At 71.4% G+C, this 21,651-nt stretch carries 22 protein-coding genes; 10 read left to right on the forward strand and 12 right to left on the reverse strand.

What is annotated here, in order from left to right; all coding sequences use genetic code 11:
- Nucleotides 1-57: 57 nt before the first annotated feature.
- Both ADY59_RS20025 and ADY59_RS20030 read left to right on the forward strand, forming a co-directional pair.
- Entirely contained in the window at nucleotides 58-429 is a 372-nt protein-coding gene (locus ADY59_RS20025; protein ID WP_197093749.1) for a type II toxin-antitoxin system RelE/ParE family toxin, read from the forward strand.
- Entirely contained in the window at nucleotides 426-761 is a 336-nt protein-coding gene (locus ADY59_RS20030) for a helix-turn-helix domain-containing protein (protein WP_049564288.1), read from the forward strand. The genes ADY59_RS20025 and ADY59_RS20030 overlap by 4 nt, the downstream gene beginning before the upstream one ends.
- A gap of 184 nt (nucleotides 762-945) precedes the next feature.
- Here the strand turns inward: ADY59_RS20030 and ADY59_RS20035 are convergent, their stop codons facing one another.
- Entirely contained in the window at nucleotides 946-2,613 is a 1,668-nt protein-coding gene (locus ADY59_RS20035; protein WP_049564289.1) for a DUF4434 domain-containing protein, read from the reverse strand.
- A gap of 90 nt (nucleotides 2,614-2,703) precedes the next feature.
- On the opposite strand from ADY59_RS20035, the gene ADY59_RS20040 reads away from it, so the two are divergent.
- Both ADY59_RS20040 and ADY59_RS20045 read left to right on the forward strand, forming a co-directional pair.
- The gene (locus tag ADY59_RS20040) at nucleotides 2,704-4,176 is read left to right on the forward strand and encodes a PhoX family protein (protein ID WP_049564291.1); all 1,473 of its coding nucleotides are present in this window, start codon (nucleotides 2,704-2,706) and stop codon (nucleotides 4,174-4,176) included.
- A gap of 157 nt (nucleotides 4,177-4,333) precedes the next feature.
- Complete coding sequence (locus ADY59_RS20045; RefSeq protein WP_049564293.1) at nucleotides 4,334-5,836, forward strand: M28 family metallopeptidase; 1,503 nt, start codon at nucleotides 4,334-4,336, stop codon at nucleotides 5,834-5,836.
- Between the two features lie 49 nt (nucleotides 5,837-5,885).
- On the opposite strand, the gene ADY59_RS20050 is transcribed toward ADY59_RS20045, so the two are convergent.
- Genes ADY59_RS20050 through ADY59_RS20065 form a run of 4 tightly spaced genes read right to left on the reverse strand, consistent with a single transcriptional unit; the run spans nucleotide 5,886 to nucleotide 8,375 of the window.
- Nucleotides 5,886-6,347, reverse strand: a complete 462-nt coding sequence (locus ADY59_RS20050; RefSeq protein WP_049564295.1) for an ester cyclase — start codon at nucleotides 6,345-6,347, stop codon at nucleotides 5,886-5,888.
- Nucleotides 6,348-6,369: 22 nt separating this feature from the next.
- Entirely contained in the window at nucleotides 6,370-6,735 is a 366-nt protein-coding gene (locus ADY59_RS20055; RefSeq protein ID WP_231618796.1) for a DoxX family protein, read from the reverse strand.
- Between the two features lie 57 nt (nucleotides 6,736-6,792).
- A complete protein-coding gene (locus tag ADY59_RS20060) occupies nucleotides 6,793-8,004 on the reverse strand; it encodes an RNA polymerase sigma factor (RefSeq protein ID WP_049564298.1) in 1,212 nt (403 codons plus the stop codon).
- 2 nt (nucleotides 8,005-8,006) lie between these two features.
- On the reverse strand, nucleotides 8,007-8,375 hold the full coding sequence (locus tag ADY59_RS20065; protein ID WP_049564299.1) for a YciI family protein: 369 nt from the start codon (nucleotides 8,373-8,375) through the stop codon (nucleotides 8,007-8,009).
- Nucleotides 8,376-8,937: 562 nt separating this feature from the next.
- On the opposite strand from ADY59_RS20065, the gene ADY59_RS20070 reads away from it, so the two are divergent.
- Nucleotides 8,938-9,348 (forward strand): helix-turn-helix domain-containing protein, encoded by a 411-nt coding sequence (locus tag ADY59_RS20070; protein WP_231618797.1) that lies wholly within the window; start codon nucleotides 8,938-8,940, stop codon nucleotides 9,346-9,348.
- An 87-nt stretch (nucleotides 9,349-9,435) separates the two neighbouring features.
- Here the strand turns inward: ADY59_RS20070 and ADY59_RS20075 are convergent, their stop codons facing one another.
- Nucleotides 9,436-10,653, reverse strand: a complete 1,218-nt coding sequence (locus ADY59_RS20075) for an SGNH/GDSL hydrolase family protein (RefSeq protein WP_049564301.1) — start codon at nucleotides 10,651-10,653, stop codon at nucleotides 9,436-9,438.
- Between the two features lie 127 nt (nucleotides 10,654-10,780).
- On the opposite strand from ADY59_RS20075, the gene ADY59_RS20080 reads away from it, so the two are divergent.
- The gene (locus tag ADY59_RS20080; protein WP_049564303.1) at nucleotides 10,781-11,254 is read left to right on the forward strand and encodes a carboxymuconolactone decarboxylase family protein; all 474 of its coding nucleotides are present in this window, start codon (nucleotides 10,781-10,783) and stop codon (nucleotides 11,252-11,254) included.
- 128 nt (nucleotides 11,255-11,382) lie between these two features.
- The gene (locus ADY59_RS20085) at nucleotides 11,383-12,264 is read left to right on the forward strand and encodes an NAD-dependent epimerase/dehydratase family protein (protein WP_049564304.1); all 882 of its coding nucleotides are present in this window, start codon (nucleotides 11,383-11,385) and stop codon (nucleotides 12,262-12,264) included.
- Nucleotides 12,265-12,308: 44 nt separating this feature from the next.
- Here the strand turns inward: ADY59_RS20085 and ADY59_RS20090 are convergent, their stop codons facing one another.
- From ADY59_RS20090 to ADY59_RS20110, 5 genes are read right to left on the reverse strand one after another with little or no spacing between them, the layout of a single operon-like run.
- Nucleotides 12,309-13,598, reverse strand: coding sequence for an ABC transporter substrate-binding protein (locus ADY59_RS20090; protein WP_049564306.1), 1,290 nt, complete (start codon nucleotides 13,596-13,598; stop codon nucleotides 12,309-12,311).
- A 4-nt stretch (nucleotides 13,599-13,602) separates the two neighbouring features.
- Nucleotides 13,603-14,622 (reverse strand): branched-chain amino acid ABC transporter permease, encoded by a 1,020-nt coding sequence (locus ADY59_RS20095; protein ID WP_063780716.1) that lies wholly within the window; start codon nucleotides 14,620-14,622, stop codon nucleotides 13,603-13,605.
- A complete protein-coding gene (locus ADY59_RS20100; protein WP_049564310.1) occupies nucleotides 14,619-15,500 on the reverse strand; it encodes a branched-chain amino acid ABC transporter permease in 882 nt (293 codons plus the stop codon). The genes ADY59_RS20095 and ADY59_RS20100 overlap by 4 nt, the downstream gene beginning before the upstream one ends.
- Before the next feature lie 2 nt (nucleotides 15,501-15,502).
- Nucleotides 15,503-16,213, reverse strand: a complete 711-nt coding sequence (locus ADY59_RS20105) for an ABC transporter ATP-binding protein (RefSeq protein ID WP_049564311.1) — start codon at nucleotides 16,211-16,213, stop codon at nucleotides 15,503-15,505.
- Nucleotides 16,210-16,968 carry an ABC transporter ATP-binding protein gene (locus ADY59_RS20110; protein WP_049564313.1) on the reverse strand — a complete coding sequence of 253 codons (759 nt, stop codon included), beginning with the start codon at nucleotides 16,966-16,968 and terminating at the stop codon, nucleotides 16,210-16,212. Before ADY59_RS20110 ends, ADY59_RS20105 begins: the two co-directional genes overlap by 4 nt.
- Before the next feature lie 209 nt (nucleotides 16,969-17,177).
- Here ADY59_RS20110 and ADY59_RS20115 point away from each other — a divergent pair, with 209 nt between their 5' ends.
- Genes ADY59_RS20115 through ADY59_RS20125 form a run of 3 tightly spaced genes read left to right on the forward strand, consistent with a single transcriptional unit; the run spans nucleotide 17,178 to nucleotide 20,959 of the window.
- Nucleotides 17,178-18,530, forward strand: coding sequence for a PucR family transcriptional regulator (locus ADY59_RS20115; RefSeq protein ID WP_063780717.1), 1,353 nt, complete (start codon nucleotides 17,178-17,180; stop codon nucleotides 18,528-18,530).
- Nucleotides 18,527-20,026 carry a long-chain-fatty-acid--CoA ligase gene (locus ADY59_RS20120; protein WP_049564314.1) on the forward strand — a complete coding sequence of 500 codons (1,500 nt, stop codon included), beginning with the start codon at nucleotides 18,527-18,529 and terminating at the stop codon, nucleotides 20,024-20,026. Before ADY59_RS20115 ends, ADY59_RS20120 begins: the two co-directional genes overlap by 4 nt.
- An 18-nt stretch (nucleotides 20,027-20,044) precedes the next feature.
- Entirely contained in the window at nucleotides 20,045-20,959 is a 915-nt protein-coding gene (locus tag ADY59_RS20125; RefSeq protein ID WP_053174934.1) for a rhamnogalacturonan acetylesterase, read from the forward strand.
- Here the strand turns inward: ADY59_RS20125 and ADY59_RS20130 are convergent.
- Nucleotides 20,956-21,582 carry a TetR family transcriptional regulator gene (locus ADY59_RS20130; RefSeq protein ID WP_049564316.1) on the reverse strand — a complete coding sequence of 209 codons (627 nt, stop codon included), beginning with the start codon at nucleotides 21,580-21,582 and terminating at the stop codon, nucleotides 20,956-20,958. The two genes, ADY59_RS20125 and ADY59_RS20130, sit on opposite strands and share 4 nt — an antisense overlap.
- Nucleotides 21,583-21,651 lie beyond the last annotated feature (69 nt).

The following is a 21,651-nucleotide window of genomic DNA, read 5'->3' on the forward strand; positions in this document are numbered from 1 at the left end:
GTGATTCAGCCTCGGTACGACCTCGCCCTGGGTAGAGGATTTGCTACACTTCTGGACGTGGAGGAGCGGGAGATCCGCGTCACCGACGAGATCCTGGCCTGGATCGACGCCCTGGACGAGCGATCCCGGGTGCAGGTCGTCGATGCCATCGACCGACTGGCCGAAGCCGGTCCGAGCCTGGGCCGCCCGCTGGTCGACAAATTGGAGGGCGCCCAGGTCCACAACCTGAAGGAACTGCGTCCCGGCTCGGCAGGGCGCTCCGAGATTCGGATCTTGTTCGTGTTCGATCCGTGGCGGTCGGCCATCCTGCTGGTCGGCGGGGACAAGTCCGGCGACTGGTCGGGCTGGTATCGGCGGGCCATCCCCCGCGCCGAAGAGCTGTACCTGGAGTACGTGACGGAACGCGAGGCGGAGGAGAAGGACCGATGACGAATTTTCCCAAATGGAATGATGTCCGCGCCGACATCGTGGCCACCTCCGGCGGCGAGGAGGCCGTGGCTGAGGCCCGGCGGCGCAATCAGGCCTACATCGATGGTTACCGGCTTGCCGAACGGCGCAAGAGCCTGGGCCTGTCACAGACCGAGGTCGCTGACCTGATGGGAGTGACCAAGAGCCGCATCTCCCAGATCGAACGCGGTGAAGTGTCCACCGTGGAGGTCATCGCCCGATATGTGCAGGCCCTCGGCGGACAACTCCAGATCTCGGCAGTGTTCGGCGATGACCTGTACATCCTGCGCGGTACCGACACCCACGCCGCATAACTCGAACACCATCTCACGGCCCCGATCAAGCAGCTCTTCGGGTACATCCGCTGGCCGGCCTGGCGCCCGCGCCTTCCAGCCCTGGGAGCTTCCGATCAACTCGGGGCGTCTCACCTGGGCGGTCATCTCCTCGACGGGCGGGCGCGACCCGCGACGCATGTCAGGGAGCTCCCGCCGGTCGAGGTCAGGGGGTGGGGTGCCAGGCGTAGGGGGTTGTGGTGGTGTGGCCGGTGGCGTTGGTGGCGGTGATGGTGATCCACGGGTGGCCGGGGTCGGGGTCGTCCGGGGTGAAGGGGGCCCAGGCCGACTGGAGGCCGTCGGGCAGGCGGGGGTCGGCACCGGTGCGCGGGTCGTGCCAGCCCTGCGGGACGGACACCCGGGCGGCGGCGCCTCCGGCCTGCCGGTAGGTGAACGTCAGGGTGCCGCCGCCGAGGTGGTAGCCCTCGACGACGACCCCGTCCCGGCCGCCGAACGCGGCCCGGTAGGCGTGCGCGATGATCGGCTCCCGCCAGCCGGCCGTGAGGTCGTCGGCGAGCGACGGCGTGGTGTGGTCGTGGCGGCAGGTCAGGAACGGGTCCCAGCCATAGGCGATGATCTTGCCGGCGTCCCGCCCGACCGCCGCGACCTGCGCGTCGACCCGGCTCTTGGTGGTACGGCCACGCAACGGAAACGGGTTGGCCCTGCCGCACTCGCCCGCCGCCTGGGTGGGCTCGAACACCTCCACGTTCACCCACAGCTCCACGCCGGGCGTCACCCGGCGGGCGGCGGCGGCCACGTAGTCGCGGGTCGAGCCGTAGTACGCCGTCGCGTTGGCGACGCGCCCGACGACCGGCTCCAGGCGTTCGTCGACCGGGGCGGCGGCCTGGTCGGCGCCGTGGACGGGGACCTTGCCGACGCCGCGCCCGTCCTGGATGGCGATGGCCATGGGCGCGCCCGCGCGGGTGGCGGCGATGTCGGCGAAGCCCTTGGCCACCTGATCCGGCTCGAAGCCCCGGCCGCGTCTGGCGTCCCAGAAAGGGCTCACCATGATCTTCTCGCCGGGCAGCCCCGCGGCGACCACGGCGTGCTGGGCGGCGTACAGGGCGATGATCGGGTCGTCGTCGGCCCGGTCGCGCATGGCCAGCTCGAACGACTGGTAGACGCCGCCGAGCGCGGGTGAAGCCCCGTACCGCCGGCGGTAGTCGGCCATGATCCGCGCGGTGAGCTCGTTGAGCGCCGGCAGGTGGGCCAGGTCGGGCAGCCATGGCTTGGCCGGGTGCTTGGGCGGCACCGGCAGCCCGGGGATGACCGCCATGCCGTACGCGGCGGCCTCGGCCAGCAGGTCGCCCACGCCGTCGCCGTCGGTCGCGATCAGCAGCAGGTCGAAGGCGGCGGCGTCGCAGGAGGGGGCGAGCATGAGCCGGTAGTAGGTACGCCTGCCGCTCTCGACGCGCCGGTCCAGGCCGGGGCAGCGCAGCACGGCGTCGCCGAACCGCTCGCTGGTCACGTACGTGTAGATCCGGCGGATCGGCTTGCCGGTCGCCCGCGCGGCCTCGTAGCAGGTGCGGCCGTCCTCCACGCAGCCGGCGGCAGCGGCGACCCTGCCGTGCGCGTCGGGCTGGGCGGGCAGGATGCGGGCGCCGAAGGTGATCAGCGTGTCGCCGCCGACCGCGTGCACGGCCTCGACGGTCCGCTGGGTGACGCATCGGTCGGGGCGCGGGATCACCCAGTAGCCGGTGATCGGGTAGGGCGCGGTCACCCGGGTGTCGCGGGGCGGGCAGCCGTCGTCGACGACGCTGACCTCGCTGTCCGGAAGGACGGCCAGAATCACGACGGTGAGCGCGACCGCAATTCGCAGGACCCGCTGGAGCACCCACTCAGGCTACGCGATCATTTGGGCCTGCCCCAGCGGTACAAGATCCGTTTACGCTGTGGAAATCTCTCGTTCAAGAGGAGTTCATGGATGAGGCGGAGATCCTTCCTGGCCACCACCGGAGGCGTGCTCGCCAGCGGCATAGCCATCAACACCCTGGGCGCGCACGCCGCCTGGGCGGACGCGGGACGGCGATCGTCCCGGTCCGATGACGCCGGATACGGCGAACTGCGGCGCACCCCCACGACCAACACCGGGGAGGAACTGCTCGCCCTGCCCGCCGGATTCTCCTACGTCGTCCTGAGCAAGACCGGCACCCCCATGTCCGACGGCGTGCCGACGCCGATGGCGCACGACGGCATGGCCGCCTTCCCCGGCACGCGCTCGGGAACGGTCCGGCTGATCCGCAACCACGAGGTGCGCACGCCGCCCGGCTACCCGGACGGCCGCGTGCACGTGCCGGGCTCGGAACGTTACGACGAGCTGGGCGTCGCCGGCACCACCACGCTGGAGGTGGACCTGCGCACCGGCGAGTTGTTACGCCACTTCGTCAGCCTCAACGGCACCATCGCCAACTGCGCGGGCGGCCGCATGCTGCACAACCGGGGCTGGCTGTCGTGCGAGGAGACGTGGGCCGGCCCGCAGCAGGGATGGCAGCGCAAGCACGGCTACATCTTCGAGGTGCCGCTGCACGGCCCCGAGCCGGGCAGCCCAGCCGCGTCGATGCCGCTCACCGCGATGGGCCGCTTCTCGCACGAGGCCGTCGCCGTCGACCCGTACACCGGTTACGTGTACGAGACCGAGGACGACCCGGGCAAGCCCGACGGGTTCTACCGGTTCCGGCCGCGCGACCCGCGTGACCTGTCGGCCGGCGGCGTGCTGGAGATGCTCAAGATCAAGGGCGTCGACCGCTACGACTGCCGCGAGGGCCAGCGGATGGGCGCCCGGCTGCCGGTCGAGTGGGTGCGGATCGACGACCCGGACCCCGATCTGGAGGGCGGCGCGGCGACCTGCGCGCAGCAGGGGCTGGCCAAGGGCGCGGCCAAGTTCAACCGGCTGGAGGGCTGCTGGTGGGGCGACGGGTCGGTGTTCTTCAACTCCACCAGCGGCGGCGACGCGAAGACCGGCGACGGGCCCGACGAGGAGGGCTACCTGAAGGGCTTCGGCCAGGTCTGGCAGTACGTGCCCGAGCGTCACGGCGGCGGGACGCTGGTGCTGGTGTACGAGTCGCGCGGGCGCAAGGAGCTGGACTCGCCGGACAACCTGACGTTCACCCCGCGCGGCGGCATCGTCCTGTGCGAGGACGACGCGTCGGACGACGACGACCCGCATCCGCTGGCTCCCGGGCTGACCAACGTCAACCGGCTGATCGGGCTGGACCCGCGCCGGGGTGAGCCGTTCGAGTTCGCGGTGAACATCGCCGACGACAGCGAGTTCGCGGGGGCGTGCTTCAGCCCCGACGGCTCGGTGCTCTTCGTCAACCAGCTCGGCGGCACCGCCTCACTCCATCCGCCGGGCCGGACGTACGCGATCAGGGGCCCCTGGTGGAGAGGGCCGCTATAGACATCGGCGCTCCCGTCGTCAACTGCGAGATTGTCCCAAATCTCGCACACACCCTGGGACAGCCTGGACTTCTCAGCGGGGAAACGCGGTAATACGTTTCCCTTCAGCACGCATCGGGGGATACGGGTGCTTCAGGCTGTCCCATGGGAAGTGCGACATGATCGTTCGTCTCCGTAAAGGCGTCATCCGTGCCCTCGCCGTGGCCACGGCTCTCGCCATGCCCCTCGCCCTCGCGCCACCGGCCCACGCCGGCGGGCACGTCGACGACGCCTTCGCCAGGCTGCTGGTGAAGAAGGTCAAGGGCACCGCCGTCAGCAAACATTTGAAGACCTTCCAGGCTCTCGCCACGGCCAACGGCGGCAACCGGGCGGCCGGCACGCCCGGATACGACGCCTCCCGCGACTACGTGGCCGACAAGCTGCGCAGAGCGGGTTACAAGGTCTCCCTCCAACCGATCAACTTCGTCGAGGGCTGGACGGAGAACACGCCGCCGGTGCTCGGCACGTACACCCCGAACGAGGACTTCTTCACCTTCCAGCCGTCGCCTCCCGGGGACGTGACGGCGGTCGTGCAGGGCGTGGACCTGACGCTGCCGCCGGCACCGGCGCCGTCGTCCACCAGCGGCTGCGAGGCGTCGGACTTCGCGGGCTTCCAGGCGGGCAACATCGCGCTCATCCAGCGCGGCACCTGCCCGTTCGCCACGAAGGTACGGCTCGCCGGGTTCGCCGGGGCGTCCGGGATCATCGTGTTCAACGAGGGCCAGCCTGGCCGGACCGAGGCCAACCCGCTGGACATCGGCGAGTGGCGGGCCGGGGTGCCGATGGTCTACGCCGACTTCGCCGTCGGCCAGGCGCTGGCCGCCACGCCGGGCACGCAGGTCCGGATCAAGGTCGACGCGACGCTGACGCTCGGCACCGACGAGAACGTGATCGCCGAGACCCGGCACGGCGACCCGCGCAACGTCGTCATGGTCGGCGGCCACCTCGACAGCGTCCCCGAGGGGCCCGGCATCAACGACAACGCCTCCGGCAGCGCCGCGATCCTGGAGACCGCGCTGCAGATGCGGCACTTCCCGGTCAAGAACAAGGTCCGCTTCGCGTTCTGGGCCGCCGAGGAGATCGGCCTGCTGGGCTCCGACCAGTATGTCGAGAGCCTGAGCCAGGCCGAGCGGGACCGGATCAGGGTCTACCTCAACTTCGACATGATCGCCTCACCCAACCACGCCACATTCCTCTATGACGGCGACGACTCCGACGCCACCGGCGCGCCCGAAGGACCGGCCGGATCGGCCCAGATCGAGGCCCAGTTCGAGGACTTCTACGACGCCCGGCGCCTGCCCACCATCGGCACCGACTTCGACGGCCGCTCCGACTACGGGGCGTTCATCGCGGTCGGCATCCCGTCGGGCGGCATCTTCACCGGCGCCGAGCAGATCAAGACGCCCGAGCAGGCCGCGCTGTTCGGCGGCACGGCGGGCGTCGCCTTCGACGCCTGCTACCACCAGGCGTGCGACACGCTGTCCAACGTCAACGCGACGGCCCTGGACGTGAACTCCGACGCGATCGCGGACTCCACGGCCAGGTACGCGTTCAACCTGCGGGACATCCCCCGCCGTTCGGCCGCCTCGACGACCTGGTCGGCGCCGGACGCCCGCGAGTAGCCCCCGTCCCGCCGGTCCCGGGCGCGCCCGGGACCGGCGAGCGGCCTGGTCAGGCCGGAAACGCGCCGAGCTGCCGCATCTGGGAGAGGACGTCGACGACCGCCCAGGTCTCGGCGATCCGGCCGTCGGCGAAGCGGGCGACGAGGATCTCCTGGTACGTGACGGGCTTGCCGGTAGGCGCCAGGCCCATGTACTCGCCCCGATGCGTTCCGGTGCACGTGTTCCTGGTGACGACCTTGTCCCCTTCGGCGATCATGTCCTCGATCTCGACGTGAAGGTCGGGGAAGGCGCGATGGAGCGCCACGAGCACCTCCTTCAGGGTCTCCACCCCCGTCGTGCTGACGGGCAGCGGCGTGCGGATCAGCACGTCCGGATCGACGATCTCGTCGATCGTCGTCGAAATGATCTCCGGGTCCCCGGAGCTGACGGCGTCATGGAAGCGCCGGATCGTCTCCTTGTTTCTTTCCGCGACGGTGCGTTCTGCGGCGTTGCTTTCCGCGACGGTGGGCATGGGGTTTCCTCTCGGTCGGGTTTCACCAGCCGTAGGGGCCGAACCGCCCCCAGGCGACGAGGGCGGCGAGCACGAACAGCACGGCGGTGACCCGCAGCCCGGCCGGCTCCTTGCGGCGGATGTGCATGGCCGCCGCCAGGGCCATCATGATCGCCAGCCCGGTCCCGGCGACCGGCGTCAGGACGGGTGCGACGCCGACGGCCGCCGGCACGACGAGGCCGATCGCGCCGAGCAGTTCCAGCACGCCGATGAGCCGTAGCGCGGTCCGGGAGAAGTCCCGCATCCACGGATGGCTGCCGGTCAGCCGGTCCTTCGGCCGGCCGGCCTTCACCGCGCCGGACATGGCGAACCCGGCGGCCAGGACGGCCTGCGCGATCCACAGGAGCACGTTCACACCCAGGCGACGAACGAGCGGCAGCCCAGGGGACAGCCGGGCCGGGGTGGATCAGAGCTGTTCGAGCCGACGGGTGAGGAAGCGCCGTTCCGGAGGCGAGACGGCCAGCTCCAGCGCCCTGCGGTAGGCGGCCTCGGCCTCGGCGTCGCGGCCGAGACGGCGGAGCAACTCGCCGCGGGTGGAGTGGAAGTAGAGGTAGCCGTCCAGGTCGAGCCGGTCGACGGCGCGCAGCGCGGCGGCGGGGTCGCCGGCCTGGGCGAGCGCCACGGCGCGGTTGAGCTCGACCACCGCCGAACCGGTCAGGTCGGCCAGCCGCCGGTACAGCTCGGCGACCTGCGGCCAGTCGACCCGCTCGCGCGTCTGGAGCGAGGCGATGGCGGCCTGGACGACGTACGCGCCGCGCCCGCCCAGCGCGATCGCCCGGTCGAGCACCGCCCGCCCCTCGGCGATCTGGCGCGAGTCCCACAGCGACCGATCCTGGTCGTCGAGCAGCACCAGGTCCTCACCGTCCGCACCGTCCGCACCGTCCGCACTGTCGGCACCGTCCGCGCCGTCCGGGCCGGTGAACCGCGCCCGCCGCCTGGCGTGGTGGATCAGCATCAGCGCCAGGAGCCCGAGCGCCTCCGGCTCCCCCGGCACCAGCGCGGCCAGCACCCGCCCCAGGCGGATGGCCTCGGCGCCGAGGTCGACGCGGCCGCCGTAGCCCTCGTTGTAGATCAGGTAGAGGACGGCCAGCACCGCGTCGAGCCGGTCGGGCAGCAGGTGCGCGCCGGGGACCGAGAACGGGATCCCGGCCGCCTTGATCTTGGCCTTGGCGCGGGTCAGGCGCCGTTTCATGGTCTCCTCGGACACGAGGAACGCCCGGGCGATCTCGGCGGTGTTCAGCCCGCCGAGGGCTCGCAGCGTGAGCGCCACCTGCCCGTCCAGCGGCAGCGCCGGATGGCAGCAGGTGAAGATCAGCTCAAGTCGCTCGTCCCTGATCAACGTGTCGTCGACCTCGTCCACGGTGGCCTCCGGCGCCGCCAGCAGGTGCATCTTCCCGGCCAGGGCGCGTTCCCGGCGCAGCCGGTCGATCGCCCGGTTGCGGGCCGTCGTCACCAGCCACGCCCCGGGCTTGTCCGGGACACCGGTCACCGGCCAGCGCCGCGCAGCGACGGCGAACGCCTCCTGCGCGGCCTCCTCCGCCCGGTCGAAGTCGCCGAGGAACCCGACCAGCGACGCCACGACCCGGCCCCACTCGTCGCGGAACGCCTCCTCCAGCATGGTCAGGGCCGCGCCACCGGCCTGATCTCCACCGGCCTGATCTCCACCGGCCTGATTTCCACCGTGCCGCCGAACCGCACCGCCGGGATGCGCGCGGCCAGCTCCGCCGCCTCGTCCAGGTCGGCCGCCTCGATCAGGCAGAAGCCGCCGAGCACCTCCTTGGTGTCCGCGAACGGGCCGTCGGTCATCAGCGTCCGGCCACCGGCCACCCGCACACAGGTCGCCGTCTCCGCGGGCTGCAACTGGGCGGCGCCGACATAGCGGTCGTCGTCGGCCAGCGCGAAGTAGTCGGCCCGGGCCGCCTCGCGTTCGGCGTCCGACAGCTTCTCCAGGTAGCCGGGGTCGGCGTAGATCATCAAGGCGTACCGCATCGCATCCTCCGCGCAGGGGGTTCCCATCTTCACGACGAACGGGCGGCGGCGGAAGGGACACCATCGCATCCCCTGCTTTCCGGAGTGTGGAGGCTGCCGCAGCCCCTGCCGAAAATCTGTCGCGGCCGTAGTAGACATTCGCGGGCGAGGGGGGTAATGTTCCTGACATCGCAAGGACGGATTCGCCGGGCGGCAGAAGTTAGCACGAGCACCACGACGAACCGCCCGGAGCAGTTGGATGGCAGAAGGTCGGACGAGACGGGCCAGCGCAGTAGACAGGGCCCTGACCGTGGACGCGCTGCCGGAGTTGAAGTTGGACAGAGGTCCGGAAGAGAGATGAAGGGAGTGTTGACGCCATCGGGATCGCCCGTTGCCGGCTGACTATCGCCGCTCGGGTACCGCAGTTCCACAGATAGGAAGGTGGTCTACGGTCACGCATCCGCGATCCGCGCATCACCGCCGCTCAGTGCGGCGGATGCGGAAAACAGTAAGCCGGTCTGATGGCCGGTAGATGGTGTTGAACTCTTCGGGGCCCCGGCGCGACATGGCGCCGGGGCCCCCTGTGCGCGTCAACGGAAAGGACTATATGGATCAACGTCGTTCGAATGCCGAGGGTGACACGCTCGCTCGCGGCACGATTGCCGAAACGGCCGAACTCACGGCCGAAGACCGGTTCGATGACGAGGACTACCCCGCTTACAGCATGGGCGCGGCCGCCGAGATGCTCGGCGTCACACCGACGTTCCTGCGGGCTCTGGGCGCCGCCAAGCTGATCGAACCGAAACGTTCCGGCGGTGGTCACCGCCGCTACTCCCGATACCAGCTCCGCCTGGCGGCCCGGGCCCGCGAACTCGTCGACCAGGGCACCCCGGTGGAAGCCGCCTGCCGGATCATCATCCTGGAGGACCAGCTCGCCGAGGCGCTGCGCATCAACGCCGCCTACGTACGCGAGCGCGCGGCGGAGGACCGCTAGCGCCGCGACCCTCGTCACCCTGCGGCCTGGTCCTGACTGCGCTGACCAGGCCACCCGGCGTGAAGGCACCCGGCGTCACAGCAGACGTCACAGCAGGCGCAGGTCGACGGCGTCGGCCATCGCCCGGTAGCCGGCGGCGTTGGGGTGGAGATGGTCGCCCCCGTCGAAGGCGGGCCGGATCCGGTCGGGGTCGGCCGGGTCGGCGACGGCGCGCTCGAAGTCGGCCACCGCGTCGAACTCACCGCTGGTGCGGATCCACGCGTTCACCGCGTCGCGGGTCCGCTCGGCCTCGTCGGTGTGGAACTCGTACCCCTTCGCGGGCAGCAGGGTGCCGCCGACGATCCGGACCCCGTGCGCGTGGGCGGCGCGGATGAGCTCGCGGTAGCCGGCGATCAGGTCCCCGGCGCCGACCTTGACCGCGGGCGTGGTGCAGGGAGTGGGGTCCTGGTAGCCCATGAGGATGTCGTTGATGCCCTCCAGCACGATCACGGTCCTGACGCCGGGCTGGGCGAGCACGTCCCGGTGGAAGCGGGCGACGCCTCGATCCCCCAGGCACGCCGAGTCGGCCAGCAGGCGGTTGCCGCCGATGCCGAGGTTGAGCACCGGCCTGCGGCCGTCCAGCCGGCGGGCGAGCGCGTCGGGGTAGCGCTCGTCGGCGTCCTGGGTGGCGCCGTACCCGTCGGTGATGGAGTCGCCGAAGGCCGCCACCGCGCCCCGGCCGGCCCGGACGTCCACGCCGGCCAGGTAGAACCACGAGATGTTGGTCTCGGTGAACGCGGCCGCGCCGGCGTCGCGGGTGTGGTCGCCGGCGGCCCGATAGGACGTCGCCACGGCGAGGTTGTGGTAGGTGGCCGGGCCGGTCGCGCCCCGGAAGTAGAGCGTCACCGCCAGCCGCTCGCCCGCCTTGACCGGGAGCCGCACCGGGTCACTGGCGGCGTGCCCGCCGGCCGGGATACGCACGGAGGCGGAGCGGTGGAAGGTGAGCGGGCGCAGCGTGCCCGGCCGCACGCCCGCACCCGTGTCCGCCCTGCCCACGCTGGCGCCGGTCAGCCGGAGGGGTGTGCCGCCATGGGCGTTCGACAAACGGACGCGGATCTCGGGGCCGCCGGCGGTCACCCGGACCACCTGGCGCACCGAGTGGTTCTCGAAGCCCTTCTCCGCCCACGTGGGGTACCACACGTCGGCCGACGGGCGCTGGACGGCGGTCGCCCAGGCACCCGTCCACCTGCCGGTTCCGGCGGCGGCGGTGGCCGGCGCGGCCATGAGGGCGGCCACCAGTGAGGCGGCCGTCAGGATCTTCAGCATGGAACGCTCCTTCGTCAAGGTGGTGTAACCCGGTTGACGGAGGCGCGCGGAGAAAGGTGACTCCTGTCCCGTCGAGCCGGACTTGTTCGTCCATGGGGTGACAGCGAATCCGGCAGAGGAGTTCACCATGGACGCCCGTTTCGACTACGCGGACACCCCGGTCGCGGCCAAGGTCGCGAAGTACGTCGTCTCCGCGAGCAAGGCCGTGCACGATTCGACGCTTCCCGCCGCGACGCAGGAGCTGGTGGCCTTGCGCGTCAGCCAGATCAACGGCTGCGCCGTCTGCGTCGACCAGCACACCAAGGACGCGGCGCACGCGGGGGAATCCTCCGTGCGGCTCAACCTGGTCGCGACGTGGCGGGAGGCGAAGGTCTTCACCGAGGCCGAGCGGGCCGCCCTGGAGCTGGCCGAGCAGGGCACCCGCATCGCGGACGCGGCCGGCGGCGTCACCGACGAGGTGTGGGCGAACGCGGTCAAGCACTACGACCAGGAGCAGCTCGGCGCCCTGGTGTCCACCATCGCCCTCATGAACACCTGGAACCGCCTCAACGTCATCACCCGGCAGCCCGCCGGCGACTACACGCCCGGCCAATGGGGTTAGGGGGCGCTTCCACGGACACGACAGGCGACGGCGGCCGGCGGTCGAGCGGGTGCCCCCGGCTCCGTCCCCCCCTGCACCGGCAGGCTCTCCTGGGGTTAGGCTCGCCCTGATCCGACAGGGGAGGGCGTATGCGTGTAGTCGTCACCGGAGCGCACGGCAAGGTGGGCCGGGCGGCGACCCGGGCGCTGACGGCGGCCGGGCACGAGGTGACCGCGGTCGACGTCACCCGCCCGGTGTGGGAGCGCCCCGACCCGGGCGAGCCGGCCTACAAGCAGGCCGACCTGACCGACGCCGGCCAGGCGTTCGCCGTCGTGCGGGGCGCGGACGCGGTGGTGCACGCCGCCGCCATCCCCGACCCGACGGCCAACGCCCCGCACGTGGTGTTCCACAACAACGTGATGGCCACGTTCAACATGGCCGAAGCGGCGATCGCGGCGGGCGTGACCCGGTTCGTGAACATCTCCAGCGAGACCGTCCCCGGCTTCTTCTTCGCCGAGCACCCGGCCCTGCCGGAGTACGCCCCGGTCGACGAGGAGCACCCGATCCGCCCGCAGGACCCGTACGCCCTGTCGAAGCACTTCGGCGAGCAGCTGATGGACGCGGCCGTGCGCCGTTCGCCGATCCGCTGCGTCTCGCTGCGCCCGAGCTGGGTGCAGCACGAGGGCAACTACGAGCGCAACCTGGGCCCGTGGGTGCGGGGCGAGGCCGAGGGCAGCTCGGGCCTGTGGAGCTACATCGACGTGTACGACCTGGCCGACGCCATCGTGCTGGCCACCGAGTGCGACCTGCCGGGTCACGAGGTGTTCTACATCGCCTCCCCCGACAACGGCGGCGGCCGTGACCTGGAGGCGCTCATCCGCAAGCACTACGGCGACGCCGTCCGGGTGCGCCCGCTGCCGAGGCCGGACGCCTCCGGCATCTCGTGCGCCAAGGCCACCCGGCTGCTCGGCTGGCAGCCCAGGCGCTCGTGGCGCGACTACCTGGACGAGAACGGCCGCAGCAAGGGGTAGGGGCCGCCGCCCCCGGCAGAAAGGCGGCGGCCCCGGTCTGTGTGTCAGCCGGTGAGCGGGCCGAACTCCTTGCGGGTGTCGATCACGTCGCCGAACAGCTCCCACCGCTCGCCCTTGAACCGCATGAGCTGCAGCGACTCGATCGGGAAGCCGTCACCCTGGCCGGTCTCCAGCTTGACGCCGGGCAGCAGCATGTCGACCTGGACGCCCTGCAGGTTGCGCACCGAGTCGCGCAGCCCTTCGCGCGTGGGGCACTTGGCGGCCTCCATCGCCTTGTGGAAGCTGCTGGCCGCGGCCCAGCCGAAGGCGTGGTAGGGCACCTGCGGGTCGGCGTCGGGCGCGTACTGCTGCATCTTGGCCTTGTAGAGCTTCATCTCGGCGTCCTCGGCCCAGGTCGGGTCGACCGGGTCCTTGTAGTAGGTGGCCGAGACGACGCCCTGCACGTTCTCGAAGCCGACGGGCTTGAGCACGGTGATGGAGGCGGCGACGTTGTTGACGATGTGCAGCGGGTTCCACGAGGCGTTCTTGGCGTCGGCGGCCAGCGCCTGGGAGCCGAACTTGGGTGTGGTGACGTTGAGGAACACGTCGGCCTTGGACTCGGCCAGGTTGCGCATCTGCGGGTCCACGGTGGGGTCGGAGACCTCGTAGCTCTGCTCCGCCGCGATCGTGATCTTGGTGCCGGAGATGGCGTTCTTGAAGCCGCCGAGCAGGTCCTTGCCGAAGTCGTCGTTCTGGTAGAGGACGGCGACCTTGGCGTCCGGGTGCTCCTTCTTGAGGAACTGGGCGTAGACGCGGGCCTCGGAGACGTAGTTGGGCTGCCAGCCGATGGTCCACGGGTGCTCGGTGTCGGTGCCCCACACCGAGGCGCCGGTGGCGACGAAGACCTGCGGCACCTTCTGCTGGTTGGTGTAGTCCCAGGTCGCGGTGGTGGACGGGGTGCCGAGCGTCTGGAAGAGGGCGAACACCTGCTCCTGCTCGACCAGCCGGCGCGCCTCCTCGACGGCCTTGGGCGGCTGGTAGCCGTCGTCACGCACGACGAACTCGACCTTGCGCCCGCCGATGCCGCCCTTCTCGGCGTTGACGTAGTCGAAGTAGGCCTTGATGCCCTTGGGAATGGCGCCGTACGCGGACGCGGGTCCCGACAGCGGGTAGATGCCGCCGAGCTTGAGACTCGTGTCCGTGATGCCGGTCGTCTGCTGGCCGGCGCACTGGCCGCCCGTGGCGCCGGTGGCCTGGGTGCCGCCGGCCTCGCCGCTGTCGCGCCCCCCGCAGGCCGCCGCGGCGATCAGCAGGGTGGCCGTCACCGCCGTACGGCCGATCGCAGATAAACGCATCCCATTACCCCTTCCGGAGGGTCTTCTTGATCGAGTTCGTCGCGCGCCCGGCCAGCCCGGCCAGCCCGGTCGGCGCGACGTACATGACCGCGATGATGAGGAGGCCGAAGATGACGCCGGGCGCGGCCTCGTTGATGTCCTGCGAGATGCTCGGCACGAACATCACGAACAGCGCGCCGAGCACCGGGCCGGACAGTGACCCGAGCCCGCCGACGACGAGGCCGGCCAGCAGGGTGATCGACAGGTTGACGACGAACGAGTCGGGCGAGACAAACCCGATCACCCACGTGTAGACGCATCCGGCGATCCCGGCGAACATCGCGCTCCACGCGAAGGCCAGCGTCTTGTAGTACGCCGGCCGCACGCCCATGACCTCGGCCGCGGCCTCGTTGTCGCGGATGGCGTGCAGCGCCCGCCCGACCCGTGACCGCAGCAGGCTCGCCGCCAGCAGGAACGCGGCGACGGTGACGGCCAGCGCGAGGAAGTACAGCCACTGGTCCTCGGCCAGCCCGGTCCACGCGGGCGGGGCGGGCTTGGCCAGCGACAGCCCCATGGACCCGCCGGTGACCTCCTCGAACCGCTTGAGCAGCGGCACCAGGAAGATCGCGATGGCCAGCGTGACCAGGGCCAGGTACAGCCCGCGCAACCGCATCGCGGGCACCCCGAACGCCAGCCCCAGCACGAACGCGACCAGGGCGGCGACGGGCAGCGTCAGCGGGTACGGGGCGTCCCACCGGTCGAGCAGGATCGCCGCGGTGTAGGCCCCGACGGCGAAGAACGCGCCGTGCCCGAGCGAGATCTGCCCGGCGTGCCCGACGAGCAGGTTCAGCCCGAGCAGCGCCACGGCGTAGATCAGCACCATGGTGAGCTGGAAGACGTGGAACGGCACGAGCTGGAAGGGCGCGTAGACGGCCGCCGCCAGCAGCGCCGCGGCCGCGGCCCAGCGCCACTTCGTCGCGCCCGGACGTACCGGGGCCTGCTCACGGGTCGTCGTACGGTCGCTCACCTGTGTCGACTCGCTCATGCCCGCTCCACCACCGCTCGCCCGAACAGGCCCTGGGGCCGCAGCAGCAGGACGCCGAGGATGATCGCCAGCGGCACCCCCACCTTGAGGTCGGGCCCGATGGCGGTGACGTAGGCGCCGGCCAGGGTCTCGGCCACGCCGACGACGAGCCCGCCGACGACCGCGCCGACCGGGCTGTCGAAGCCGCCCAGGGTGGCGGCGGCGAAGGCGTAGATGAGGACGCCGCCCATCATGTTCGGCTCCAGGAACAGCAGCGGCGCGACGAGCACGCCCGAGACCGCGCCGACGGTGGCGGCCAGCCCCCAGCCGAGCGCGAGCGTCCACCCGACGCGGATGCCGACGAGCCGCGCCGACTCGGGGTTGGTCGACACCGCCCGCATGCCCAGCCCGATCTTGGTGTGCTGGAACAGCAGGTAGAGCAGCCCCATGACGATCCCCACGACCGCGAAGACGCCGAGCGTGCCGAAGCCGACGCTGAGCCCGCCCATCTCCAGCGCGCCGCCGGGGAACGGGTTGGGGAAGTCCTTGATGAGGAAGGTCCAGATCCACCCGGCGGCGGCGTTGACGAAGATGAACAGGCCCACGGTGACGATCACCACGGTCAGCTCGGGCGCGCCCTCCACCGGCCGGATGATCACCCGTTCGATGAGCATGCCGCCGGCGAACGACACGACCAGCGCGAGCACCAGCGCCAGCCAGAACGGCACGCCCACGGCGGTGAACTGCCAGGCGACGTAGGCCGAGAACATGGCCAGCTCGCCCTGGGCGAAGTTGACGATCCCGGTGAACCGGTAGATGAGCACGAGTGCGAGGGCCAGGCTGGCGTAGATCGCGCCGGTGCCGAGCCCCACGATGACCTGTTGCAGGAATCCGGCCATGGCTAGACCCGGTATCCGAGGTAGGACTGGGCGACCTGCTCGTCGGCCCGGATGTCGGCCGCCGTGCCCGACAGCACGATCCTGCCGGTCTCCAGGACGTGCGCCTGCTGGGCGACGCCGAGGGCGAGATGGGCGTTCTGCTCGACGACGACCACGGTGGTCCGCTCCTGTTCGTTGATGGTCCGCACGATGTGGAACAGCTCCCGGGTGATCAGGGGCGCCAGGCCCAGGGACGGCTCGTCCAGCAGGAGCAGCCGGGGGCGGAGCATGAGCGCCCGGCCGAGGGCGAGCATCTGCTGCTCGCCGCCGCTGAGGCTGCCCGCCGCCTGCTTGAGCCGGGGTTTCAGGGCGGGGAAGTAGGTGTAGATGCGTTCCAGGTCGTCCTCGACGCCGGACCGCCGGACGTACGCGCCCAGGCGGAGGTTCTCCTCGACGGTCAGCGGCATGAACGTGCCGCGCCCCTCGGGGACGTGCGCGACGCCGAGGCGGGCCAGCGCGTCGGGCGGGCGGCCGAGCAGTTCGGCGCCGTCGAGCTTGACGCTGCCGCGCCCCTTGACCATGCCCGACAGGGCGCGCAGCAGGGTCGTCTTGCCCGCGCCGTTGGGGCCGAGGATGGCGCAGATCTCGCCCTCCGCCACGGTGAGGCTCACGCCGTGCAGCACCTGCGCGCCGCCGTACCCGGCGTGCAGGTCGTGGACCGCCAGCTCGCTCATACCGCCGTCCCCAGATAGGCCTCGATGACGCCGGGGTCGCGCTGCACCTGCTCGGGCGACCCTTCGGCGATCTTCTTGCCGAAGTCGAGGCAGACGATCCGCTCGCAGGTGCCCATGACGAAGCCCATGTGGTGCTCGACCACGACCACCGTCAGGTCGTGCTCGTCGCGCAGCGCGCTCAGCGTGCCGGCGAACTCCTCGACCTCGGCCGAGTTGAGCCCGTTGACCGGCTCGTCGAGCAGCAGCAGCCGGGGTTCGCCGATCAGCGCCCTGGCCAGTTCGACCCGTTTGAGGGTGCCGAACGGCAGCCCGGCCGCCGGGTGGTCGGCGACGTGGGTCAGCGAGAGCCGTTCGAGCACGGCGTCCGCCTCGGCCCGCAGCCGGCGTTCCTCGCCGCGCACGCCCGGCAGCCGCAGCGCGGCCGTGAGGAAGCCGGCGCGGCCCCGGTGATGCGCGCCGACCAGCACGTTGTCGCGTACGGAGACGCGCGGGAACAGGCCCAGGTTCTGGAAGGTCCTGGCGATGCCGAGCGCCGCGATCGCGTGCGGCGGCACCGCCAGGAGGTCCTTCCCCTCATACAGGACCGTTCCCTCATCGGCGGTGTAGCGCCGGGTGAGGCAGTTGAACAAGGTGGTCTTGCCGGCGCCGTTCGGTCCGATCAGCCCCACCATCTCGCCGGCCGCGACGGAGAACCCGACGCCGTCCAGCGCCGTGATGCCTCCGAAGCGAACCGTGAGATCGTGTACTTCCAGCATCCGGCCTCCTGGGGCGCAGCGAGCGGAAGATTGTTCTGCAATTGGGGTCAGCGTAGGATCCGGCCGTCGAAGACCGCATTGGGCACGGTGACCCAACCTGCGCCGGGAAGGTTGTCGTCCGAGCACAGCCTCTGTCTCGGACCGGTCACAACCCGTTGACCTCACCGCGACCAGCATGGATCATCCCGGGCATGTCCAGTGCTTCCGGTATGGAAACGTTCACTGGCGCCGGGCCTGTCCGCGCCGAGCGCGCGCGGATCCTCGCCGAGCTGCTCGCCGACCTCGACGAGCTGGCCGAGACCGCGGTCTCCGCCATGCGGGCCGAGATCCCCGCCTACGCGGCGCAGGGCCCGGAGTTCCTGGCCGACGTGCGCGACCAGGTGATGCGCCACTACGGCAGCAAGCTCGCCGTCCTCCTGGAGGAACGGACGGTGACCCTCGACGACATCGCCTTCACCCGCCAGGCCGCCATGCGCCGGGCCAGGGCCGGGCTCCCGCTGGCCGACTACATCAACGCCTTCCGGGTCGGCCAGCAGGTCTTCTGGGAGTCGGTCCTGGCCAGGGCAGGGCACTCGTTCGCCGGCCACGAGGCCGCGCTGTCGCTGGCCGCCATGGTCATGCGCTACTGCGACTTCGCCAGCACGCACGCGGCCAACGCCTACATGGAGTTCCAGCAGTACGCGGCCGCCGAGGCGGTGCGCGAGAGCCGTGACCTGCTGGAGACGCTGCTGGCCGGGGGGATGCCGACGCGCGGCCCGCAACTCGCCGCCGCCCAGGCGCACGGCCTGGCGCCCGAGTCGCGCACGCCGCTGCTCGTGGTCGTGGCCGTCGTGCTCGGCCTGCGCACGGCCGTGCCGAGGGGGCCCGACCGGGGCGCCGACGCCCGGCACGCGGCCTGCGCGGCGATCGCCAGGTCCGGCGGCCACGGCGGGCGGACGCTGTCGGTGGTGCGGCAGTCGGAGATCGTCGCCATCCCGGTGCTCGGCCCCGGCGGCGACGCCGGTGAGCTGTGCGACCGGCTGCAGGGCGTGCGCGAGACGCTGCTGGCCGAGGGCATCGTGCTGGCGATGGGCATCAGCACCGTCGGCGCGGGCACCGCCCAGATCCCGCAGGCCTACCAGGAGGCCCGCGCGGTGCTCGACTTCCTGCCGGAGGGCGGCGGGGTGGCGGCGCTGCCCCGGATCACCCCGTTCCAGTATCTGGCGCTGCGCGCCGACGACACCGCCCGCCACCTGGTCGATCCGCGCATCACCGCGCTGCTGGACGAGGACCGGGCGCGCGGCGGCGTGCTCACCGCGACGATCCGCGCCTTCGCCGCCGCCGACCTCAACCTGCGCACCGCCGCCGAGCGGCTGCAGATCCATCCCAACACCGCGCAGTACCGGCTGCGCCGCATCCAGGAGCGGACCGGGCTCAGCCTGCGCCGCATCAACGACCTCGTCGAGCTCCTGGTCGCCATCGCGTTGCAGGACGCGCTCCCTCCCACCAATCCGGACGGGAAAAGACTGGCCACCGCGACCAATGAGGACCGAGGGGAACCCGGCGTACGGTCGTTGCCATGAACCTCGCCGACCGGCTCCACAGATCCGCCGAGCGCCTCGGCGAACGGACGGTCGTCACGCTGGACGAGGCGGAGCTCAGCTATGCCGCGCTCGACCTGATGACCGCGCGGATCGCGACGCTGCTGCGGCGTCGCGGCATCGGCGCCGGCGACCGCGTGGCGATCATGCTGCCGAACGTGCCGGAGTTCGCCGCCGTCTACTACGGGGTGCTGCGGGCCGGGGCCGTGGTGGTCCCGCTCGACCCGCTGCTGCGCAAGCGCGAGATCGCCTCGTACGTGGGCGACTGCGGGGCCCGGCTGCTGATCGCCTGGCACGCGTTCGCGGAGACCGCCGAGGCGGGCACCGCCGGCACCCGCACCGACTGCTTCTTCGTCGTCCCCGACGAGTTCCGCCGGCTGCTGCGCGCCCTGCCGGAGGAGAACGGGGTCGTCCCGCGCGACGACGGCGACACCGCGGTGATCCACTACACGGCGGGCACCACCGGCCGGGCCAAGGGCATCGAGCTCACCCACGGCAACCTGGGCGGCAACGCCGCCACCGTGGCCCGCATGCACGCGCTCGGCGTGGACGACGTGGTGCTGGGCGCGCTGCCGCTCTACCACTCCTTCGGCCAGACGTGCTCGCTCAACGCGACGGTGCACGCGGGCGCCCGGCTGACGCTGATGCGCCGCTTCGAGGCGGGCCGGGCGCTGGAGGTGATCCGCCGCGACGGGGTGACGGTCCTGCAGGGCGTGCCGACCATGTACATCGCGCTGCTCGACCACCCGGGCGTCTCCGACCTGTCGCTGCTGCGGGTCTGCGTCTCCGGCGGCGCGCCGCTCCCGGTGGACGTGCTGCGCGCCTTCGAGTCGCGCTACGGCTGCCGCATCGTCGAGGGGTACGGCCTGAGCGAGACGTCGGCGCTCGCGGCGACGAACCGCAGCGGCGACGGCCGCCGGCCCGGCTCGGTCGGCTGGCCGGTGCGCGGCATCGAGATGCGGGTCGTGGACGAGGACGGCCACGAGGTGCCGTGCGGTGAGGTAGGCGAGATCGTCATCCGGGGCCCCAACGTGATGAAGGGCTACTGGAACAATCCGGCGGCGACGGCGGAGGCCATCCGGGGTGGCTGGTTTCATACCGGGGATCTCGGAAGGGTCGACGGGGATGGTTTTTTCTTCCTGGTGGACAGACGACGCGATGTGATCATCCGCGGTGGCTATACCGTGTACTCTCGCGAGGTGGAGGAGGTCCTCTACGAGCACCCGGCAGTCAGGCAGGCCGCGGTGATCGGGGTCCCCCACCCCGAGCTCGGAGAGGAGATCGCCGCCGTGGTGGCCTTGCGGATGCCTGTCGACGCGGAGACGTTGCGTGCGTTCGTGAGGGAACGGGTGGCGGCCTACAAATACCCCCGGCACGTCTCGTTCGTGGACGAGCTGCCGGTAACCCCGACCGGCAAGATCCTCAAGCGCGCCATCGCCCTGCCGCTCACCACGGGCGGGCAGCCGAGTCGTGGCTGAGCCACGCAAAGGGAACCCGTGACACCGATCATCCGCATCTTCGACGTCGACCCCGGGCACTACGACGTGTCCGTCGTGATCGGAGGCGCCACGACGCACGTGCTGGCCGAGGCCCGCCGGCTGATGGCGGTCGCCTCACCGGGCGACGGTCCGGCCAGCCATGCGTTCACCGTCAACGTCCGCACCCCGGAGAGCCAGCAGAACGGCTACGACGGCGACGGGTGCCCGGGGCTGACGCTGACGTTTGCCGGCCCCGCCCCCGAGGTGCGCTCGATCGAGCTGGCGCGCACCCGGGGCCGGGCGCTGTTCCTGGCGGGCGACTCCACGGTCACCGACCAGGCGACGGCCCCCTACACCGGCTGGGGCCAGCGGCTGCCGCGCCATTTCGGGCGCGGCCTGTCGGTCGTCAACCACTCGGGGTCGGGTGAGAGCTCGGCGTCGTTCCTGGCCAATCCGGCGATGTGGGCGCAGATGCGCGAGCAGCTCTGCCCCGGCGACGTGGCGCTGGTGCAGTTCGGCCACAACGACAAGCAGACCAGCGCCGTCGAGTTCCGCTCGAACCTGACCCGGATCGTGCACGGCGTCGAGGCCAGGGGCGCGACGCCGATCCTGGTGACGCCGGTGGTGCGCCGCCGCTTCAACGGCGCCTGCCTCGACCCCGACGGCCTGATCGTCAACGGGCTCGGCGTGGACCTGCCGGCGGAGATGCGCACCGTGGCGGCCGCGCAGGGCGTGGCGCTCATCGACCTGACCCGCGACAGCCGCGACCTGGTCGAGTCGCTCGGCCCCGAGGAGTCGAAGCCGCTCTACCTGTCACGGGAGAAGCAGGACGACACCCACACCTCCGAGCACGGCGCCACGGTCTTCGCCGACCTGGTCGCGACCGCCCTGAACAAGCTGGCCCTGCTCCCGGCCACGCACTGGGCGGCCTAGGCTCCCGACTTCAGCAGCCGCAGCGCCCCGTTGGACAGGGCGACGAGCACGTCGAGCACCTCCTCGACGTCGGGGTAGCGGCCCTCCAGGTGACCGAGCGCCAGGGCGTTGGTGGCCGCGTTGACGCCCTCGGCGATCATCTCCAGGCGCCGCCGGTCGTGCTCGTCGTCGGCGGTGTAGCCGAGCTCGGCCAGGTCGGCGGCGTGATGGTCGCGGTAGGCGGCGGCCGTCTCGACGGCGAACTCGCGCAGCGGCGAGGCCGGGTCGTGGCGGGCCCGCTGCAGGATGCGCAGCAGCTCCGGGTGCCGGCAGATGGCCTCGATCGGGATGCGGAACGCCTCGCGGTGCCGCTCGGCGTCGTGGGACTCGCGCGCCTGCCGCCGGACCTCGCGCATGGACCTGCGCAGCCGCTCGCCGCCCTCGTCGCCGAGCGAGCGCAGCAGGTCCTGCTTGTCCTTGAAGTGGACGTAGAAGGTGGACTGGGCGATGCCCGCGGCCTTGGCGACCTTGAGGGTGGTCAGTCCGGCCTCACCCTCCTTGTCGAGGATCGCCAGCGCGGCCCGGATCAGCCTGCGCCTGGTCAGCTCCTTCGCCTCGCTCCTGGTGAGCGGTGTGTGGGTCACGGGCACCTCCGCGACAACTCTAGCCATGGGGCTTGTGTCGAATTTCACCGATAGTACTATCGGTGAAAT

Origin of the sequence: Nonomuraea sp. SBT364 (assembly GCF_001083785.1) — a bacterium.
In the GTDB taxonomy this organism is placed as follows: domain Bacteria; phylum Actinomycetota; class Actinomycetes; order Streptosporangiales; family Streptosporangiaceae; genus Nonomuraea.

Bases quoted from the DNA above. Each gene is read 5' to 3' on its own strand.
- ADY59_RS20030 (WP_049564288.1), top strand. From the start codon at position 426: ATGACGAATTTTCCCAAATGGAATGATGTCCGCGCCGACATCGTGGCC.
- ADY59_RS20040 (WP_049564291.1), top strand. From the start codon at position 2,704: ATGAGGCGGAGATCCTTCCTGGCCACCACCGGAGGCGTGCTCGCCAGC.
- ADY59_RS20045 (WP_049564293.1), top strand. From the start codon at position 4,334: ATGATCGTTCGTCTCCGTAAAGGCGTCATCCGTGCCCTCGCCGTGGCC.
- ADY59_RS20050 (WP_049564295.1), bottom strand. From the start codon at position 6,347: ATGCCCACCGTCGCGGAAAGCAACGCCGCAGAACGCACCGTCGCGGAA.
- ADY59_RS20060 (WP_049564298.1), bottom strand. From the start codon at position 8,004: ATGCTGGAGGAGGCGTTCCGCGACGAGTGGGGCCGGGTCGTGGCGTCG.
- ADY59_RS20065 (WP_049564299.1), bottom strand. From the start codon at position 8,375: ATGCGGTACGCCTTGATGATCTACGCCGACCCCGGCTACCTGGAGAAG.
- ADY59_RS20075 (WP_049564301.1), bottom strand. From the start codon at position 10,653: ATGCTGAAGATCCTGACGGCCGCCTCACTGGTGGCCGCCCTCATGGCC.
- ADY59_RS20080 (WP_049564303.1), top strand. From the start codon at position 10,781: ATGGACGCCCGTTTCGACTACGCGGACACCCCGGTCGCGGCCAAGGTC.
- ADY59_RS20085 (WP_049564304.1), top strand. From the start codon at position 11,383: ATGCGTGTAGTCGTCACCGGAGCGCACGGCAAGGTGGGCCGGGCGGCG.
- ADY59_RS20090 (WP_049564306.1), bottom strand. From the start codon at position 13,598: ATGCGTTTATCTGCGATCGGCCGTACGGCGGTGACGGCCACCCTGCTG.
- ADY59_RS20095 (WP_063780716.1), bottom strand. From the start codon at position 14,622: ATGAGCGAGTCGACACAGGTGAGCGACCGTACGACGACCCGTGAGCAG.
- ADY59_RS20100 (WP_049564310.1), bottom strand. From the start codon at position 15,500: ATGGCCGGATTCCTGCAACAGGTCATCGTGGGGCTCGGCACCGGCGCG.
- ADY59_RS20105 (WP_049564311.1), bottom strand. From the start codon at position 16,213: ATGAGCGAGCTGGCGGTCCACGACCTGCACGCCGGGTACGGCGGCGCG.
- ADY59_RS20110 (WP_049564313.1), bottom strand. From the start codon at position 16,968: ATGCTGGAAGTACACGATCTCACGGTTCGCTTCGGAGGCATCACGGCG.
- ADY59_RS20115 (WP_063780717.1), top strand. From the start codon at position 17,178: ATGGAAACGTTCACTGGCGCCGGGCCTGTCCGCGCCGAGCGCGCGCGG.
- ADY59_RS20120 (WP_049564314.1), top strand. From the start codon at position 18,527: ATGAACCTCGCCGACCGGCTCCACAGATCCGCCGAGCGCCTCGGCGAA.